This window comes from Rhodanobacter sp. Col0626 (genome assembly GCF_049994385.1).
Lineage (GTDB): Bacteria > Pseudomonadota > Gammaproteobacteria > Xanthomonadales > Rhodanobacteraceae > Rhodanobacter.
On record NZ_CP188260.1, the window covers coordinates 4,257,960 to 4,274,176 of the forward strand.

General features: G+C 63.2%; 19 protein-coding genes. 18 read left to right on the plus strand and 1 reads right to left on the minus strand.

Annotated features, from left to right (window positions below; genetic code table 11):
• Positions 1-22: 22 nt before the first annotated feature.
• The 17 genes from ACPPVV_RS18815 (at position 23) to tkt (ending at position 14,381) form a co-directional block, all read left to right on the plus strand.
• Positions 23-481 (plus strand): SRPBCC family protein, encoded by a 459-nt coding sequence (locus ACPPVV_RS18815; RefSeq protein WP_426701378.1) that lies wholly within the window; start codon positions 23-25, stop codon positions 479-481.
• A 107-nt stretch (positions 482-588) separates the two neighbouring features.
• The gene (locus tag ACPPVV_RS18820) at positions 589-987 is read left to right on the plus strand and encodes an iron chaperone (protein WP_426701379.1); all 399 of its coding nucleotides are present in this window, start codon (positions 589-591) and stop codon (positions 985-987) included.
• A 117-nt stretch (positions 988-1,104) separates the two neighbouring features.
• A complete protein-coding gene (locus ACPPVV_RS18825; protein WP_426701380.1) occupies positions 1,105-1,476 on the plus strand; it encodes a type II toxin-antitoxin system PemK/MazF family toxin in 372 nt (123 codons plus the stop codon).
• Positions 1,477-1,552: 76 nt separating this feature from the next.
• A complete protein-coding gene (locus tag ACPPVV_RS18830) occupies positions 1,553-1,915 on the plus strand; it encodes a hypothetical protein (RefSeq protein ID WP_426701381.1) in 363 nt (120 codons plus the stop codon).
• A gap of 144 nt (positions 1,916-2,059) precedes the next feature.
• A complete protein-coding gene (locus ACPPVV_RS18835; RefSeq protein WP_426701382.1) occupies positions 2,060-2,296 on the plus strand; it encodes a hypothetical protein in 237 nt (78 codons plus the stop codon).
• A gap of 60 nt (positions 2,297-2,356) precedes the next feature.
• Positions 2,357-2,641, plus strand: a complete 285-nt coding sequence (locus ACPPVV_RS18840; protein WP_426701383.1) for a hypothetical protein — start codon at positions 2,357-2,359, stop codon at positions 2,639-2,641.
• Between the two features lie 81 nt (positions 2,642-2,722).
• Positions 2,723-3,088, plus strand: a complete 366-nt coding sequence (locus ACPPVV_RS18845; protein WP_426701384.1) for a VOC family protein — start codon at positions 2,723-2,725, stop codon at positions 3,086-3,088.
• Between the two features lie 305 nt (positions 3,089-3,393).
• Positions 3,394-3,783 carry a hypothetical protein gene (locus ACPPVV_RS18850; protein ID WP_426701385.1) on the plus strand — a complete coding sequence of 130 codons (390 nt, stop codon included), beginning with the start codon at positions 3,394-3,396 and terminating at the stop codon, positions 3,781-3,783.
• 81 nt (positions 3,784-3,864) lie between these two features.
• A complete protein-coding gene (locus ACPPVV_RS18855; protein WP_426701386.1) occupies positions 3,865-4,056 on the plus strand; it encodes a DUF1737 domain-containing protein in 192 nt (63 codons plus the stop codon).
• Positions 4,057-4,349: 293 nt separating this feature from the next.
• Positions 4,350-4,721 (plus strand): VOC family protein, encoded by a 372-nt coding sequence (locus ACPPVV_RS18860; protein WP_426701387.1) that lies wholly within the window; start codon positions 4,350-4,352, stop codon positions 4,719-4,721.
• A gap of 62 nt (positions 4,722-4,783) precedes the next feature.
• Positions 4,784-5,182 (plus strand): RidA family protein, encoded by a 399-nt coding sequence (locus ACPPVV_RS18865; RefSeq protein WP_426701388.1) that lies wholly within the window; start codon positions 4,784-4,786, stop codon positions 5,180-5,182.
• 408 nt (positions 5,183-5,590) lie between these two features.
• Positions 5,591-6,997, plus strand: coding sequence for a glucose-6-phosphate dehydrogenase (zwf, locus tag ACPPVV_RS18870; protein ID WP_426701389.1), 1,407 nt, complete (start codon positions 5,591-5,593; stop codon positions 6,995-6,997).
• Entirely contained in the window at positions 6,991-7,701 is a 711-nt protein-coding gene (locus ACPPVV_RS18875) for an HAD family hydrolase (RefSeq protein WP_426701390.1), read from the plus strand. Before zwf ends, ACPPVV_RS18875 begins: the two co-directional genes overlap by 7 nt.
• 66 nt (positions 7,702-7,767) lie before the next feature.
• Entirely contained in the window at positions 7,768-8,871 is a 1,104-nt protein-coding gene (gene tal / locus ACPPVV_RS18880; protein ID WP_426701391.1) for a transaldolase, read from the plus strand.
• The gene (gene pgi / locus ACPPVV_RS18885) at positions 8,868-10,532 is read left to right on the plus strand and encodes a glucose-6-phosphate isomerase (protein ID WP_426701392.1); all 1,665 of its coding nucleotides are present in this window, start codon (positions 8,868-8,870) and stop codon (positions 10,530-10,532) included. The genes tal and pgi overlap by 4 nt, the downstream gene beginning before the upstream one ends.
• Before the next feature lie 100 nt (positions 10,533-10,632).
• A complete protein-coding gene (pgm, locus tag ACPPVV_RS18890) occupies positions 10,633-12,279 on the plus strand; it encodes a phosphoglucomutase (alpha-D-glucose-1,6-bisphosphate-dependent) (protein ID WP_426701393.1) in 1,647 nt (548 codons plus the stop codon).
• Between the two features lie 44 nt (positions 12,280-12,323).
• Positions 12,324-14,381 (plus strand): transketolase, encoded by a 2,058-nt coding sequence (gene tkt, locus ACPPVV_RS18895; RefSeq protein WP_426701394.1) that lies wholly within the window; start codon positions 12,324-12,326, stop codon positions 14,379-14,381.
• A gap of 15 nt (positions 14,382-14,396) precedes the next feature.
• On the opposite strand, the gene ACPPVV_RS18900 is transcribed toward tkt, so the two are convergent.
• Positions 14,397-15,152: a Bax inhibitor-1/YccA family protein gene (locus tag ACPPVV_RS18900; protein WP_426701395.1), complete on the minus strand. Its 756-nt coding sequence runs from the start codon at positions 15,150-15,152 to the stop codon at positions 14,397-14,399.
• Positions 15,153-15,286: 134 nt separating this feature from the next.
• On the opposite strand from ACPPVV_RS18900, the gene hemC reads away from it, so the two are divergent.
• The gene (gene hemC / locus ACPPVV_RS18905; RefSeq protein ID WP_426701396.1) at positions 15,287-16,204 is read left to right on the plus strand and encodes a hydroxymethylbilane synthase; all 918 of its coding nucleotides are present in this window, start codon (positions 15,287-15,289) and stop codon (positions 16,202-16,204) included.
• Positions 16,205-16,217: the final 13 nt, after the last annotated feature.

Below are 16,217 nucleotides of genomic sequence, written 5' to 3' on the forward strand. Positions count from 1 at the left end.
TTAACTCAAGCGTTAGGCGTTCATGAACCATCATTCCATACCAACGTCGTTCGAACACAGCACCACCATCAACGCGCCGGTCGAGTGCGTTTGGGATTCTTTGACAGACATTGAGCAAATGAAGGCATGGATGGGTGATCCGGATATGGCGCTCAAGATCGATGCAGACTGGGTTATTGGATCACCCATGGTTGTGAAGGGCGTTCATTACGCTCCCTTCAAGAACACTGGAACGGTCTTGGCGTTCGAGCCCACGACGTGCCTCGCATACACACATTTGAGTTCGTTATCGCGGCTTCCTGACCAGCCATCGAGCTACACGACTCTGGAATTTCGCATGGCCCTGGTAGACGATGCTACGTCTCTCAAGCTGAGGGCGAGCGGCTTCCCGACAGCGTCCATCTTCAAGCATCTGGAGTTCTATTGGGGTGGGACACTGGAAATTTTGAAGCGACATGTAGAGAGGCGGCAGATATCGTGACAATGTCGCCCGACAATCCGTTCGAGGTGGACGCCCACGCCGCTGCTTGACTCCAGCATCATGCGATTTTAGAAGGAACAACAACCGTTCGGGATGGGAGGCGAAACATGGCACGAAAGGCGGGTGGCAAATCCGACGTGATCGTACCCGGCGGTGTCGACGAATACATAGAAAATTGCCCGAAAGAAGTACAAGGCCGATTGAATGACATGCGTCTAGCTATACAGAGCGCCGCTCCTGGCGCCACTGAAACAGTCAGTTATTTTCAAATGCCTGGATATTTCTACGTGGGTTATGACTACAACGGAATGTTTGCCTGGTTCAGTTTCAAGCCACCTTATGTTCGCTTGCATGTTCGTCCTCCTGTGCTGGAAGACCATAAGAAGGATCTTGGAGGTTTCGCCACTACGAAAGCCATCATCAGCTTTCCTGCGGACAAAGCGATACCGAAGACCTTGGTCAAGAATCTGGTGAAGGCGAGCGTACGGGTAATGAAGCAGAAGTAGGATCGCGCACAACCATTCATTCCAGGCGGAACCCGCTTCGCGGGTTCTTAATTCAAGTGTTGGGCCGCGTTACAAGGTTTCCTCGAAGTGGACAGAGAGACAGAGGGCAGAAATTCCATGGGTTCTCCTTTGATCCATCGAGGAGAAATCTTCTGGGTATCCGCAGATCCAACAAGAGGATCCGTGCCGGGCTCGCCTCATCCGCATGTTGTGGTCCAAGACGATGTGTTCAATCATTCCAGAATCGGCACGGTCGTTGTCTGTGCCTTGACCACCCATATCAACCGCGCTTCAGAGCCTGGAAATATCCTGCTTGACCCTGGTGAGGGTGGTTTGGGCCGGCAGAGTGTTGTAGTCGTCTCTCAAGTGTCATCGCTGTACAAGTCTCGGCTGGGCGACCTCATTGGCAAGCTTTCAAGCTCGCGCGTTGACCAAATCGTTGCTGGACTCGACTTTGTGCAATCCGCTTTCATCCGTCGTCGCAAGTGACGCGGCGGCCTGACAGCTTGTTCGACACAGACAGCTACGCCGCCGCTCAACTCCAGCATTGGACCGCAAGGCAGGCATGATCGAGCACCGCGCAAAATTTGATTTCGTCGTCCACTTCACTAACGGAGGCAGCCTGTCCGCGCAGGACTTCCGGCTGGACATACCGGGAAGTGACATATCCGAGGATGAACTTGCTGCCTACCTGATTCAGGACATGCGCTTGCTCATGGCCGGTCAGGTAGACATCACCAACAAGAAAATTCTCGAAGAGCCGCACAAGAGATCGGCCATTGCAACTTCGGGACTTCCTCAGGTGACGATTGATCTTGCCAGGGGCAACCTGTCAGCCGCAGAGCTTGTGGCGAGCGCAATGCATCATCCCGTTCGTGTGCTGGCTTCAGATGGTGAGAGTTACAAGGTCTCGAGGCTTGTGGTCTGACAGTTCGTTCAAGGCGGGCGGCTTCACCGCCGCTCAACTCCAGCGCCATGCCGCAGCCACCACAGCAACCGCCAGGACGCCCGATTCAGCGCATGCAGCGTCTCGATCCTTTTGTTGAACGCAAGTCCAGGCCAGGGCCACACCATGTCTGAAAGTCGAAAACCCAGTCCGCCTAGCTTCGTCGTCCTGCGCGAAACGACAGGGGGCGCATGGAAGTTCCTCGGTGAAGTTCGGCGCAAGCCTGGACTGGCCGCTCAGGCCGCGCGCACCCAGGCCATCTTTGAAGCTACCGGAGGGAAGGCGAAAGCCGGCGAGATGTATGCCGCCGTGCTTGCCAGCGAGTGGCGGGTCGCGCAGAAATGGAACGCACCGAACGCGTGAACCTGCTCATTCGTGGAGCCCGACCCCTCCGTCGATCGCAAGACGCTCAAAGGAGATCACATGGAAATTGATTTCTCGATTGGCAACATTCCCGCAAAACTGCGCCGCGGCTGGTTTTGGGGCGGCATGAAGCTGGTCACGCCATCGGAAAGCCTTTGGCTCCAACATCCCCTGCAACCTAGCACGCACTGGTCCTTCCGCCTGACTCGCTCTTGGCAACGTACTGTTGCCGGGCATCGGGTACGGGTGGAGAAGACACGTCCACTACTGGGTGCCGGCATCAGATCGCAAGGCTATCGTGTTTTCGTGGACGGGGAGCTGGTTGCCGACGTGGACGGCATGTAACCAGCACCTGACAGTCCGGTCGGATGCGCCTCTGTTCAATTCCACCGTCGGAACGCACAGCAAGCCCGTGGAGTGCACGTAGTGAAAGTCCAAAGAATCGTTGCCAACATCGCGACTGCTGACGTCGGGGCGGCAGATGCCTTTTATCGCGGCGTTCTCGGCCTTGATCTGGTCATGGATCATGGCTGGATTCGCACTTACGGCTCCGCGTCGACGATGACCGTGCAAGTCAGTTTCGCCAGCCAGGGCGGCTCTGACACGCCCGTTCCCGATCTCTCGATTGAGGTGGATGATCTTGCGGAGGCACTCCGCAAGGTGGAACACTTTGGCGCCCCTATCGAGTACGGCCCCGTCAGTGAGCCTTGGGGCGTTCGCCGGTTCTACGTCCGGGATCCGCTGGGCAAGCTCGTCAACATCTTGCAGCATGAATCGTCGGGTACGCCCTGACGGTTCATTCAAGCCGAGGTCGCTACGCGGCTCGTCTCCATTCAGGCATTGGCACCCATGCACCATCACTCTGTTCTCTGGACGGGTCTGGCATGCTTTCTGGCATGTGCGCCAGCCTTTGCGTGCAAGCCATTCGTACCCGATACGGAGCTGGACGCCTCAACCAGATTTTTGTCACTGCAACTTCGCCACGGCTGCACGGGTGTGAACCACCACCATGGACAACGGCAGGCGGTAAGCTCGCCTGGCATATCCTTCAGGGCGGACGGCTTCGTCGCCACTCAACTCCAGCGTGCGACGACCCTATGACCATGCGCAATGCTCGTTTCATCCTGGTGCTGGTTGGAGTCCTGCTGCCTTATGCGGCACGCTTGCCCCGTGGCATTGGATGGCTTCAGCAGTACACCGACACGGGCATGGGTGGCTGGCTATTTCTTTCGGCATTCAATGCCATTGCATGGGGCGCCATGCTTGCGATCAGCTTCATGTACCGGCGGCCGGCCTCACTGGTTGCGCCATGCCTGCTTGGCTTCGGCTTTCTTGCTTGGGCACATGGCACGATGGACCTGGGAGCGGACGCACAAGCCGCTCTCGCGCTGGTTATTATTCCGATCTACGCGCTACTGCCCATTGCGGTGGGCGGAGCCATTGGTTACATCGTGGATCGAAGATGGCGGCGCCATGATGCCGCCTAGCCGTTCGTTCAAACCGAAGCTGCTTCGCCGCTCAGCTCAAACCCAAGCGTCAGCTACGACATTCGCCATCGAGGTCAGCCCATGACGCAACCACCCAACGACCTGCCTGCCTATCGTGTGTTGACCGGTCCGGATGACGCGGCGTTTTGCCACCGTGTCAGTGAAGCCCTCGCGCTGGGTTACGCGCTCCATGGATCGCCAGCGGCCACCTTTGACGGCAAGACCGTCGTCTTGGCACAAGCCATCGTCTGGCCCGGTACAGGACATCAGTAACGCGATACCGATCGCGGATTCCCGGTGTACGCACGGGCGGGTGCCCAGCATTCTGGTCAGCTCAGGCGGCCATGCCGCCGCTCCATGCGGACGTCAGGTCCCGGCATCGTTCTGCTACCATTGCCGCGTCGAAAAAGGCAGGGGCGGATACGGTAAGCCCGCCCCCTTCCTGTTCCAAGGAAGCTCTGCTCCATGCCTCGCATGAGAACCCACGACGATCCCGACACAGTGTGTCTTCGGGTTCGTCCGTGCGTTCTCTTTTGCACAGACGAGCCCCAACCGGAGAGCTCGTCATGCAACTCAACCACATGCACCTTTCAGTCACCGATGTCGCTGCCGCGGCTGCGGTCTTCGTCAGGCACTTCGATTTCGCGTTAGTCGAGACCCGTGGCAATAACGGTCTTGCCGTCCTCAAGGGCAACGGCGGTGTTGTCCTGGTTCTTATGCGCCTCTCGGCCGGAATTGACGCGGACCATGCTTACCCGCCCATGTTCCATCTTGGCTTTCTAACGTCGGACGAGGCTCAGGTAGCGGTGTCTCACGCCGCCATGAAAGCAGACGCCCTGGAGGTTTCCGACATTGAACTCACGCGCGGCGCCAGGCGCTTCTACTGCAAAGCGCCTGGAGGCATACTCATCGAAGTCGGCCATGAGCCTGCGGCTTGAACCACCGTCCATAAAAGCCGCGCACCGCTTGACTTCAACGTCAGGCCGCAGAGGAAATTTTTGTGAGAACCAACATCTCTTCAGGATCTCCGCTAGAGCCAGAGATCGGCTTTTCTCGAGCGGTTCGAGTGGGCAATCTGCTAGCCGTCGCCGGCACGGCCCCCATTGCCCCTGATGGTTCGGTGGCAGCACCCGGGGATGTATACGGTCAGACCAAGCGATGCCTCGAAATCATTTCCGCTGCTATTGGCGATGCGGGTATGGCTGTAGGCGACGTCATCAGGACCCGCATCATGCTCACGGACATTGGATCCTGGCGTGACGCGGCGAGAGCGCATGGAGAATGGTTCGCCGGGATCAAGCCCGCGTGCACCTTCGTGGAAGTCTCTCGCTTTATCGATCCGGGCTGGCTTGTTGAAGTCGAGGCTGATTGCGTTGGTCAGGAAAAGCCTGGTGCGTGAATCCTGGGCCTGATGACACTCCCACACCGATGCCGCTTCGCTGCCCGGCTTGATCCGGGCGTTGGCACGTACAAGAGTTGCTCGTGAGCTCGAAATACAGAGCGCGGCGGTGACGCCACTCGTGATCGCCAAGACCGGGCGCGCCCCAACCGTACCGATCGATCATCGACGGCTGCCTGGATGTGGCGCGCCACGCAGGCCTGAGAATATCCCACTGAAAACCTCTGCCGACCGGGCGCGGAGGGCGCGGTCGCAGGTTCCTGCGGCTATCGCGTCAAGCGCGGCGCGGGCAGACTTATGCATCGACTTAACCTGCCGACGTGCAGGCTGAAGATCGAATTTGGTGTCCGACGGAATGGAGCTGTGCCCACGCCGCCCGCACCCGACCCCATGGAGAGAGCAATCGTTATGCCGACAACCCGCTCGGATGCCCTGGTTTTTTTTGGCGCCACTGGCGACCTCGCTTTCAAGAAGATTTTCCCCGCGTTGCAGGCGATGATGCTGCGCGACGGGCTGGACCTGCCGATCATCGGCGTGGCGCATTCCGGCTGGAACGCCGAGCAACTACGCCAACGCGCGCATGACAGCCTGGCGGAAGCGGCGAAGGGCGACGGCGGCAGCGTCGACGAGGCCGCGTTCGCTCAGCTGGCGGCGCGCCTGCAATATGTCGATGGCGATTACAACGACCCGGCCACCTTCGAGAAATTGAAGCAGGCGCTTGGCCCGGCGAAGCGGCCGCTGCATTACCTGGCGATTCCGCCAAGCCTGTTCGGCGTGGTGGCGAAGGGGTTGAAACAGGCAGGCTGCGCCGACGACGCACGCATCGTGGTGGAGAAGCCGTTCGGCCGCGACCTGGCTTCGGCACGGCAGCTCAACCGCACCCTGCACGAGGTGTTTCCGGAATCGGCGATCTTCCGCATCGATCATTACCTGGGCAAGGAGCCGGTGCAGAACCTGCTGTATTTCCGTTTTGCGAACACCGTGCTGGAACCGGTGTGGAACAACCGCTATGTCGACAGCGTGCAGATCACCATGGCCGAACAGTTCGGCGTGGACGGTCGCGGCAGCTTCTACGAGGGCGTCGGTGCGATCCGCGACGTGTTGCAGAACCACCTGCTGCAGGTGACCTCGTTGCTGGCGATGGACGCACCGATCGGCAACGACCCGGCTGCGCTGAACGCGGAGAAGTTGCGATTGTTCCGCGCGATGCGTCCGCTGGATCCGAAGGAGGTGGTGCGCGGCCAGTTCAAGGGCTATCGCAAGGTCGATGGCGTGGCGTCCGACTCCAATGTCGAGACCTTCGTGGCGCTGTGCCTGCACATCGACACCTGGCGCTGGGCCGGCGTGCCGTTCTATATCCGCGCCGGCAAGAGCCTGCCGCTGACCACCACCGAAGTGACCGTGGACATGAAGACGCCGCCGTTGTCCGTGTTCGACGAAATCGGTGCGCCGCAGTCGAATTATTTCCGTTTCCGACTCAGCCCGGAGGTGATCATCGCCGAAGGCATGCGGGTGAAGAAGCCGGGCGAGGCGATGAACGGCGAGCCGGTGGAACTGGTCGCGCGGCATCATCCCGAACCGGAAAAATCACCGTACGAGCGCCTGCTGGGCGATGCGATCCGCGGCGACAACTCGCTGTTCACCAGCGACGAATGCGTCGAGGCGGCGTGGGCGGTGGTCGACCGCGTACTGACCAGCGAAAGTTCGGTGAGCTTTTACGAGCCCGGCAGCTGGGGCCCGCCGGAAGCGGCGAAGGTCGTCAGCAGCGCCGAAGGCTGGCACGACCCGCAGGCAGAGGCGAGCGAGCCATGTTGAGCCGTCCCGCGCCCGACGCAGCCGCGCTGGTTTTTCTGCTCGACGTCGACAACACGCTGCTGGACAACGACCGCTTTGCGGCCGACCTCGGCGAGCGGCTGGAGCAGTCGTTCGGGCAGGTCGAACGCGAGCGCTACTGGGCCATCTACGCGCAGCTGCGCGACACGCTGGGTTATGCCGATTACCTCGGCGCGCTGCAGCGTTTCCGCAGCGGCCTGGACAACGATCCCGCGCTGCTGCAGATGTCGAACTACCTGCTGGAGTATCCGTTCGCCGAGCGGCTCTACCCGCATGCGCTGGATACCGTGGCGCACCTGCGCACGCTCGGCACGACCGCGATCCTGTCCGACGGCGACGTGGTGTTCCAGCCACGCAAGATCCACCGCGCCGGCCTGTGGGACGCGCTCGATGGCGAGGTGCTGATCTACATCCACAAGCAGCAGATGCTGGTGGCGATGCAACAGCGCTACCCGGCTGCGCATTACGTGATGGTCGACGACAAGCCGCAGATCCTGGCTGACATGAAGCAGCACCTCGGTCACAAGCTGACCACGGTATTCGTGCGCCAGGGCCATTACGCGGCGGCCGGCGGGGCGATCGGGCCGGCACCGGACATCACCATCGCGTGCATCGCCGATCTGCGCGAGCGTAAGCTTGAAGACTTCCAGCCGGCGGCGCGGACCATTCCGCTGCCTGCCGCCTGAATTCACCTGATTGAATCAGCCGAACTGAACCCCCGAATCGAATCGAACCGACGTCACGGAGCAAGCATGAAAGCGACTCGCCAACTACACGAACTCGGCCAAAGCCTGTGGCTGGACAACATCACCCGCACCCTGCTCGATGACGGCACCCTGTCGCGTTACATCGCCGAGGACTCGATCACCGGGCTGACCTCGAACCCCAGCATCTTCGACGCCGCCATCGGCGACGGCGATGCCTACGACGCCGGCGTGCATGCCAAGACGCTGGCCGGGTTGTCCGGCGAGGCGCTGTTCACCGAGCTGGCGCTGGAAGACCTGCGCCGCGCCGCCGACCTGTTCAAGCCGATATTCGAAACCACCCGCCAGGTCGACGGCTGGGTCTCGATGGAAGTGTCGCCGCTCCTGGCCGCCGACACCGCCGGCTCGATCGCGGCGGCCCGACACATCCATCATCAGGCACAGCGCGACAACCTGTTCGTGAAGATTCCCGGCACGCCCGAGGGTGTGCCGGCGATCGAGGAGGCGATCTTCCTCGGCATCCCGATCAACGTGACCTTGTTGTTCTCCTGCGCGCAGTACCAGGCCGTCGCCGAGGCGTACATGCGCGGCATCGAGCGGCGCCTGCAGGCCGGCCTCGATCCGAAGGTCGGCTCGGTCGCCTCGCTGTTCATCAGCCGGTGGGACGTGGCCAGCAACAAGCAGCTGCCGGACGAGCTGCACAACAAGCTCGGCATTGCCGTGGGTCAGCAGACCTATCGCGCCTATCGCGAACTGCTCGCCTCGCCGCGCTGGCAAAAGCTTGCCGCTGCCGGTGCGCAACCGCAGCGACTGCTGTGGGCCAGTACCGGCACCAAGGATCCGTCGGCGGCCGACACCCTGTACATAAGCGCCTTCGCCGCGCCGGACACCGTCAATACGATGCCGGAAAAGACCCTGCATGCGTTTGCCGACCACGGCAAGCTGCACGGCGTCATGGCATTCGACGGCGGCGACGCCGACGCCACGCTGGCGCGCATCGCCAAGGCCGGCGTGGATATCGACGCGCTGGCTTTGCAGCTGCAGAAAGACGGCGCCGACGCCTTCGTCAAATCCTGGAACCAGCTGCTGCAGCGGATCGTCGACAAGGCCAGCACGCTGGCCGACAAATCGAAGGGGCCCGCGCTGCGATGAGCCATCCGAAACTCACCACGCTGGCTCCATGGAAGGCGTTGCAACAGCACTTCGCCACGATCGGACACAAGCACCTGCGCGAACTGTTCGCCGCCAATCCGCAACGCGGCGAAACGCTTGTCCTCGAGGATGTCGGTCTGTACCTGGATTATTCCAAGCAGCGTGTCGACGCCGACACGTTGCGCCTGCTGCGCGAACTGGCCGAAGCCTGCGGCCTGGCGCAACGGATCGAGGCCATGTTCCGCGGCGACAAGATCAACCGCACCGAAGACCGCGCGGTGCTGCACGTGGCACTGCGTGCGCCCAGAGATGAGCAGATCCTGGTCGACGGCCACGACGTGGTGCCGGACGTGCACGAGGTGCTCGACCGCATGGCCACGTTCTCCGAAAGAGTTCGCGATGGTTCGTGGAAGGGGCACACCGGCAAGCGCATCCGCAACGTGATCAGCATCGGCATCGGCGGCTCCGACCTGGGTCCGGTGATGGCATACGAGGCGCTGCGCGATTACAGCCGGCGCGACATGACGTTCCGCTTCGTCTCCAACGTGGACGGCACCGATTTCGCCGAGGCCGTGCGCGACCTCGATGCTGCCGAAACGCTGTTCATCATCTGCTCGAAGACCTTCACCACGCTGGAAACGCTGACCAACGCGCACGCGGCGCGCGCCTGGAGCGTGGCGGCGCTGGGTGATGACAGCGCGGTGGCGAAGCACTTCGTCGCCGTCTCCACCAACGCCGAAGGCGTGGCGAAGTTCGGCATCGACACTGCCAACATGTTCGGCTTCTGGGACTGGGTCGGCGGGCGCTATTCGATGGATTCGTCCATTGGCCTGTCGACCATGCTGGCGATCGGCGCGAACGGCTTCCGCGAACTGCTGGCCGGCTTCCACGCGATGGACGAACATTTCCGACATGCTCCGCTGGAAAAGAACCTGCCGGCGCTGATGGGGCTGCTGGGGATCTGGAACAACAACTTCCTCGATGCCGCCACCGTCGCGGTGCTGCCGTACGAGCAGTACCTGAAGCGCTTCCCGGCCTATCTGCAACAGCTGACGATGGAGAGCAACGGCAAGCATGTCACGCTGGACGGCAGCGAAGTCGACTACGCGACCGGGCCGATCTACTGGGGCGAGCCGGGGACCAACGGCCAGCACTCGTTCTACCAGCTGATCCACCAGGGCACGCGCATCGTGCCATGCGATTTCATCGGCTTCGGCCAGACGCTGAACCCGCTGCCTGCACAAGGAGGCGGTGACCAGCACGACCTGCTGATGGCGAACCTGATCGCGCAGGGCGAGGCATTGGCGTTCGGCAAGACCGCGGATGAAGTGCGCGCCGAAGGCACGCCGGAAGCGCTGGTGCCGCACCGCACGTTCGAGGGCAACCGGCCTAGCACCACCATCCTCGCCGCTCGGCTCACTCCGCATGCGCTGGGCACGCTGATCGCGTTGTACGAGCACAGCGTGTTCGTGCAGGGCGTGATCTGGGACATCGACTCGTTCGACCAGTGGGGCGTGGAGCTGGGCAAGCAGCTGGCGAAAACCACCATCGCCGAACTCACCGCGCCAACCGAACCGAAGCTCGCCCACGACAGTTCCACCAATCGCTTGATCCGCCGCTATCGCCAGCTGCGCGACGACAAGCCACCAACGGGCTCGTGATGCCTGTGGGAGCGGCTTCAGCCGCGACGCTTCACCCAGCCGTCGCGGCTGAAGCTGCTCCCACAAGGTCGGCGGCACTCCATGAAAGGTCTCCAGAAAAATGAGCCAGAAAATCAGCCCGCTCGCCGGCAAGCCGGCACCATCGTCCATCCTGGTCGACATCCCGAAACTGCTGGCGTCCTACGCCGACCTGAAGCCCGATCCATCGGTTGCCGCGCAGCGCGTGGCGTTCGGTACCTCCGGTCATCGCGGCAGTTCGTTCGACGGCAGCTTCAACGAGTGGCACATCCTGGCCATCAGCCAGGCGATCTGCGAATACCGCACCTCGAAAGGCATCGACGGCCCGCTGTTCATCGGCGCCGACACCCATGCACTGTCGCAGCCCGCGTTCGAAAGTGCGCTGGAGGTGCTGGCGGCGAATGGCGTCGAGGTGATGATTTCCAGTGGCGGCGAGTACACCCCGACGCCGGCGATCTCGCACGCGATCCTGGTCTACAACAAAGGTCGCAGCAGCGGCCTCGCCGACGGCATCGTGATCACGCCGTCGCACAACCCGCCCGACAATGGCGGCTTCAAGTACAACCCGACCAACGGTGGCCCGGCCGATACCGACATCACCAACGGGGTGCAGCAGCGCGCCAATGCGTTGATCGAAGCGGGCCTGAAGGATGTGAAGCGGATGCCTTTCGCGCAGGCGCGCAAGGCGGCGACCACGCACGAGCACGATTACCTCAACGCCTACGTCGCCGACCTCGCCAACATCATCGACTTCGACATCATCCGCGGCGCCGGCGTGCACATGGGCGTCGATCCGCTGGGCGGCGCCGGCGTGCACTACTGGGCGCCGATCGCCGATCGCTACAAGCTGGACCTCACCGTGGTCAGCGACGTGGTCGATCCGCAGTTCGCGTTCATGAGCGTGGACTGGGACGGCAAGATCCGCATGGATCCGTCGTCCTCGTACGCGATGCAGCGGCTGATCGGCCTGAAGGAAAAATACGACGTCGCGTTCGCCTGCGACACCGATCACGATCGCCACGGCATCGTCACCCGCTCCAGCGGACTGATGGAGCCGAACCATTACCTGTCCGTGCTGATCGACTACCTGTTCCGGCAACGCCCGCAGTGGAGCGGCAAGGCGGCGGTCGGCAAGACCGTGGTCACCACCGCCCTGATCGATCGTGTGGTGAAACGCCTGGGCCGCCAGTTGTACGAAGTGCCGGTCGGCTTCAAGTGGTTTTCCGAGGGCCTGTTCGACGGCGCGCTCGGTTTCGGCTGCGAAGAAAGCGCCGGTGCCTCGTTGCTGCGCCACGATGGTTCGGTGTGGACGACGGACAAGGACGGCCTCGTGCCGGCGCTGCTGTCTGCCGAGATCACCGCGCGCGAGGGCAAGGATCCGGGGCAGCTGTTCGCGAAGCTGACCGAGGAACTGGGCCAGCCGTTCGCCGACCGCGTCGAGGCCGCCGCCACGCCGGCACAGAAGGCGAAGCTGGCCAAGCTGTCGCCCGACCAGGTGAAAAGTGACCAGCTCGCCGGCGAAAAGATCGAGCAGGTGCTGGACAAGGCGCCCGGCAACGGCGCTGCCATCGGCGGGATCAAGGCCGTCGCCGCCAGCGGCTGGTTTGCCGCGCGGCCATCCGGCACCGAGGCGATCTACAAAATTTACGCCGAAAGCTTCAAGAGCGAGGAGCACCTGCAGAGCCTGCTCGCCGAAGCACAGAAAATTGTCGACGCGGCCCTCGCCTGACACCGCACCCACAGCAAACACCATCCACATCAACGGAGACCATCATGTCCAACGACCTCGACCAGCAATGCATCAACCTGCTTCGCTTCCTGTCGGTGGACATGGTGCAGAAGGCCAACAGCGGCCATCCCGGCCTGCCGCTGGGTGCCGCGCCGATGGCTTACGCGTTGTGGACGAAGCACATGAAATATCACCCGGCCGATCCGCATTGGGCCGACCGGGACCGTTTCGTGTTGTCGGCCGGACACGGCTCGGCGCTGCTTTACAGCCTGCTGTTCGCCACTGGCTACGATCTTTCGCTGGACGACATCAAGCAGTTTCGGCAATGGGGCAGCAAGGCGCCCGGCCATCCCGAGTACGGCCACACGCCGGGCGTCGAGGTCACCACCGGTCCGCTCGGCCAGGGCCTGGCCAATGCGGTCGGCATGGCGATCGGCGAGGCGCAGCTGGCCGCCAGCTACAACCGCGACGGCCACGCGATCATCGACCACCACACCTGGGCCATCGTCAGTGACGGCGACCTGATGGAAGGCGTCGCCAGCGAAGCCGCGTCGCTGGCCGGTCACCTGAAACTCGGCAAGCTGATCTGCCTGTACGACGACAACTACGTGACGCTGTCCGCCGGCACCGACATGACGTTCTCGGAGGATCGCGCCGCGCGTTTCGATGCCTACGGCTGGCAGACCATCCATATCGACGATGGCAACGACGTGGATGCGATCCACGCTGCACTCCGGGCCGCGCGCGAGGACACCAGCCGTCCCTCGTTGATCCTGGTGCGCACGCACATCGGTTTTGGTTCGCCCGAGCAGGACAGCTACAAGGCGCACGGCTCGCCGCTGGGCGTCGAGGACGTGAAAAAGACCAAGCAGAACCTCGGCTGGCCGGTCGAGCCGGACTTCCTTGTGCCGGAGCCCGCACTGGCGCACATGCGCGAAGCGCAGGATCGCGGCGCGAAGGCGCAGGACGACTGGAACGGACGGCTGGACGCTTATGCCAAGGCGTTCCCGGAACTGGCGAAGGAGTTGCGGGGTCGCCTGCGCGGGGAGATTCCCGCTGGTTGGGACGCGGACATCCCGACCTTCCCCGCCGATGCCAAGGGCACTTCGACCCGTGCCGCCGGCGGCAAGGTGATGAACGCATTCGCGAAGAAGTTGCCGGCGCTGTGCGGCGGCTCGGCCGATCTCGATCCCTCCACGTACACCGCGCTGAAAGGTCTGGGCGACTTCAACCCGCCGACTACGCCGAACGAGGACACCGAAGGCTCCGACGGCGGCGGCTGGACCCGCGCCGGGCGCAATTTCCACTACGGCGTGCGCGAACATGCCATGGCCGGGATCAGCAACGGGCTGGCCGCGCATGGCGGTTTCATCCCGTTCGACGCCACCTTTCTGATCTTCTCCGACTACATGCGCCCGGCGATCCGGCTTGCCGCACTGATGGGCATCCACGTGGTGCACGTGTTCACCCACGACAGCATCGCACTGGGCGAGGACGGCCCCACCCACCAGCCGGTGGAGCAGCTGGCCAGCCTGCGCGCGATTCCCAATCTCACCGTGATCCGCCCGGGCGACGCCAACGAAACGGCCGCGGCGTGGAAGGTGGCGGTGGAGTCGAAAGACCATCCGGTACTGCTGGCGCTGACCCGGCAGAACGTGCCCACGCTCGACCGCACCCGCTACGCCAGCGCCGACGGCCTGCGCAAGGGCGCCTATGTATTGAGCGATGGCAAGAATGGCAAAGACGGCAAACCGTCACTGATCCTGATCGCCAGCGGCTCCGAAGTCGGCCTGATCCTGGATGCCGCCGACAAGCTGCAGACCGAGGGCGTGGCCGTGCGCTGCGTATCGATGCCAAGCTGGGAGCTGTTCGATGCCCAGCCGCAGAGCTACCGCGATGAGGTGCTGCCGCCCGGCGTGACCGCGCGCCTGGCGGTGGAGCTGGGCACCTCGCAGGGCTGGGACCGCTATATCGGCGCCAGCGGCGCGATGCTCGGCATCGAGCACTTTGGCGCCTCCGCACCGGCCGAGGTGCTGCTGCGCGAATTCGGCTTCACCACCGACAACGTGGTGAAGCGGGCGAAGGCATTGCTGGCGCGCTGAGGCCTATATGATCGATCAGTTGCGCGACTGCAGCTTCGACAGCAGTCGCAGCAGCTCCAGGTACAGCCAGACCAGGGTGACCACCAGCGCAAATGCGCCGTACCACTCCATGTATTTGGGCGCGCCCTGGTTGACGCCGGTTTCGATCATGTCGAAATCGAGGATCAGGTTGAGCGCGGCGATCACCACCACCACGGCGCTGAACGCGATGCCGATACCGCTGTGGCCGTTGATGAAGCCGATCGAATGGCCGAAGAAGCCCATCGCGAAATTGGCCAGGTACAGCAACAGCACGCCGCCGGTGGCCGCCACCACGCCGAGCTTGAATTTCTCGGTGGCGCGGATCAGCCCGCTGCGATAGGCCAGCAGCAACGCCGCCATGGTGCCGAAGGTCAGGCCCACTGCCTGCACCACGATGCCGGGATAACGCATTTCGAAGATCGCCGACAACGCACCGATGAAAACGCCTTCCACCACGGCGTACAGCGGCGCGGTGAACGGCGCCCAGGTCTTCTTGAACGTGGTGATCAAGGCCAGCACCAGGCCGCCGATCGCGCCGCCGAGCACCAGCGGATACAGCGCTGGCGCACTGGCCGGCCCACTGAACTGGCTCCAGCTGTACATCGCCCCGACCAGCACCAGGATCAGTAACAGGCCCGTCTTGTTGACCGTGCCGTTGATCGTCATGACCTGCTCGCCATGACCGACGACCGCGCCGCTGGCGGCGTCGAGGAAGGTGTTCTTGTTGAGTGCCGGATTGCCGCTTTGCATGGTGAACTCCCGTCAGTTGCCGACCATCGTAGCCGCCCCGGCGCGCGCGTGCAGCCCGCTGCGCCGATACGCCGCTGCGCCGATACGCACAAACTACGCGACAATGCGGCCTTGCCGAATGCCGCGGAGTTCCGATGAACCATCCCACCCTGCGTATCGCCACCCGCAAGAGCGCGCTCGCGTTGTGGCAGGCCGAACATGTGGCCGCGCTGCTGCGCGCGGCGCATCCGGGGCTCATGGTGGAGCTGGTGCCGATGAGTACCCGCGGCGACGAGATCCTCGATCAGCCGCTGGCCACCATCGGCGGCAAGGGGCTGTTCCTGAAAGAACTCGAGGTGGCGATGCTGGAAGGTCGTGCCGATCTCGCCGTGCACTCATTGAAGGATGTGCCGGCACAACTGGAACCGGGCTTCGTGCTGAGCGCGATCCTGCCACGCGCGGATGCCGCCGACGCCTTTGTCAGCAACGATCACGCCGACCTTGCCGCATTGCCCGAAGGCGCCCGCGTCGGCACCTCGTCGCTGCGGCGGCAGGCGCAACTGCGTGCGCTTCGCCCGGATCTGCAGTTGCTCGACCTGCGTGGCAATGTCGGTACCCGGCTGGGCAAACTCGATGCCGGCAACTACGAGGCCATTGTGCTGGCCTGTGCCGGACTGGAGCGGCTCGGCCTGGCGGCGCGCATCCGCTCGCGGCTGGTCGCGCCCGACTGGCTGCCGGCACCGGGTCAGGCAGCGATCGCGATCGAATCGCGCGCCGACGCGCCGGCCGTGGCCAGCGTGCTGGCGGCGCTGGACGATCCCGACACCCGACTCACGGTCAGCGCCGAACGCGCCATGAACCAGGCGCTCGGCGGCAGCTGCACGGTGCCGGTCGGCGCCTGGTGCATGCTGGGCGAACACGGCCTGCATCTGCGCGGCATGGTCGGCGACGCCACCAGCGGCCGGTTGCTGCACGCACAGGCGAGCGGACCCAGCGATCAGGCGCTGGCACTGGGCCGCCAGGTGGCGGCGACCTTGCTGGAACAAGGCGCTGGTGATTTGCTGGGGTTGTAACGACCTGGACTCG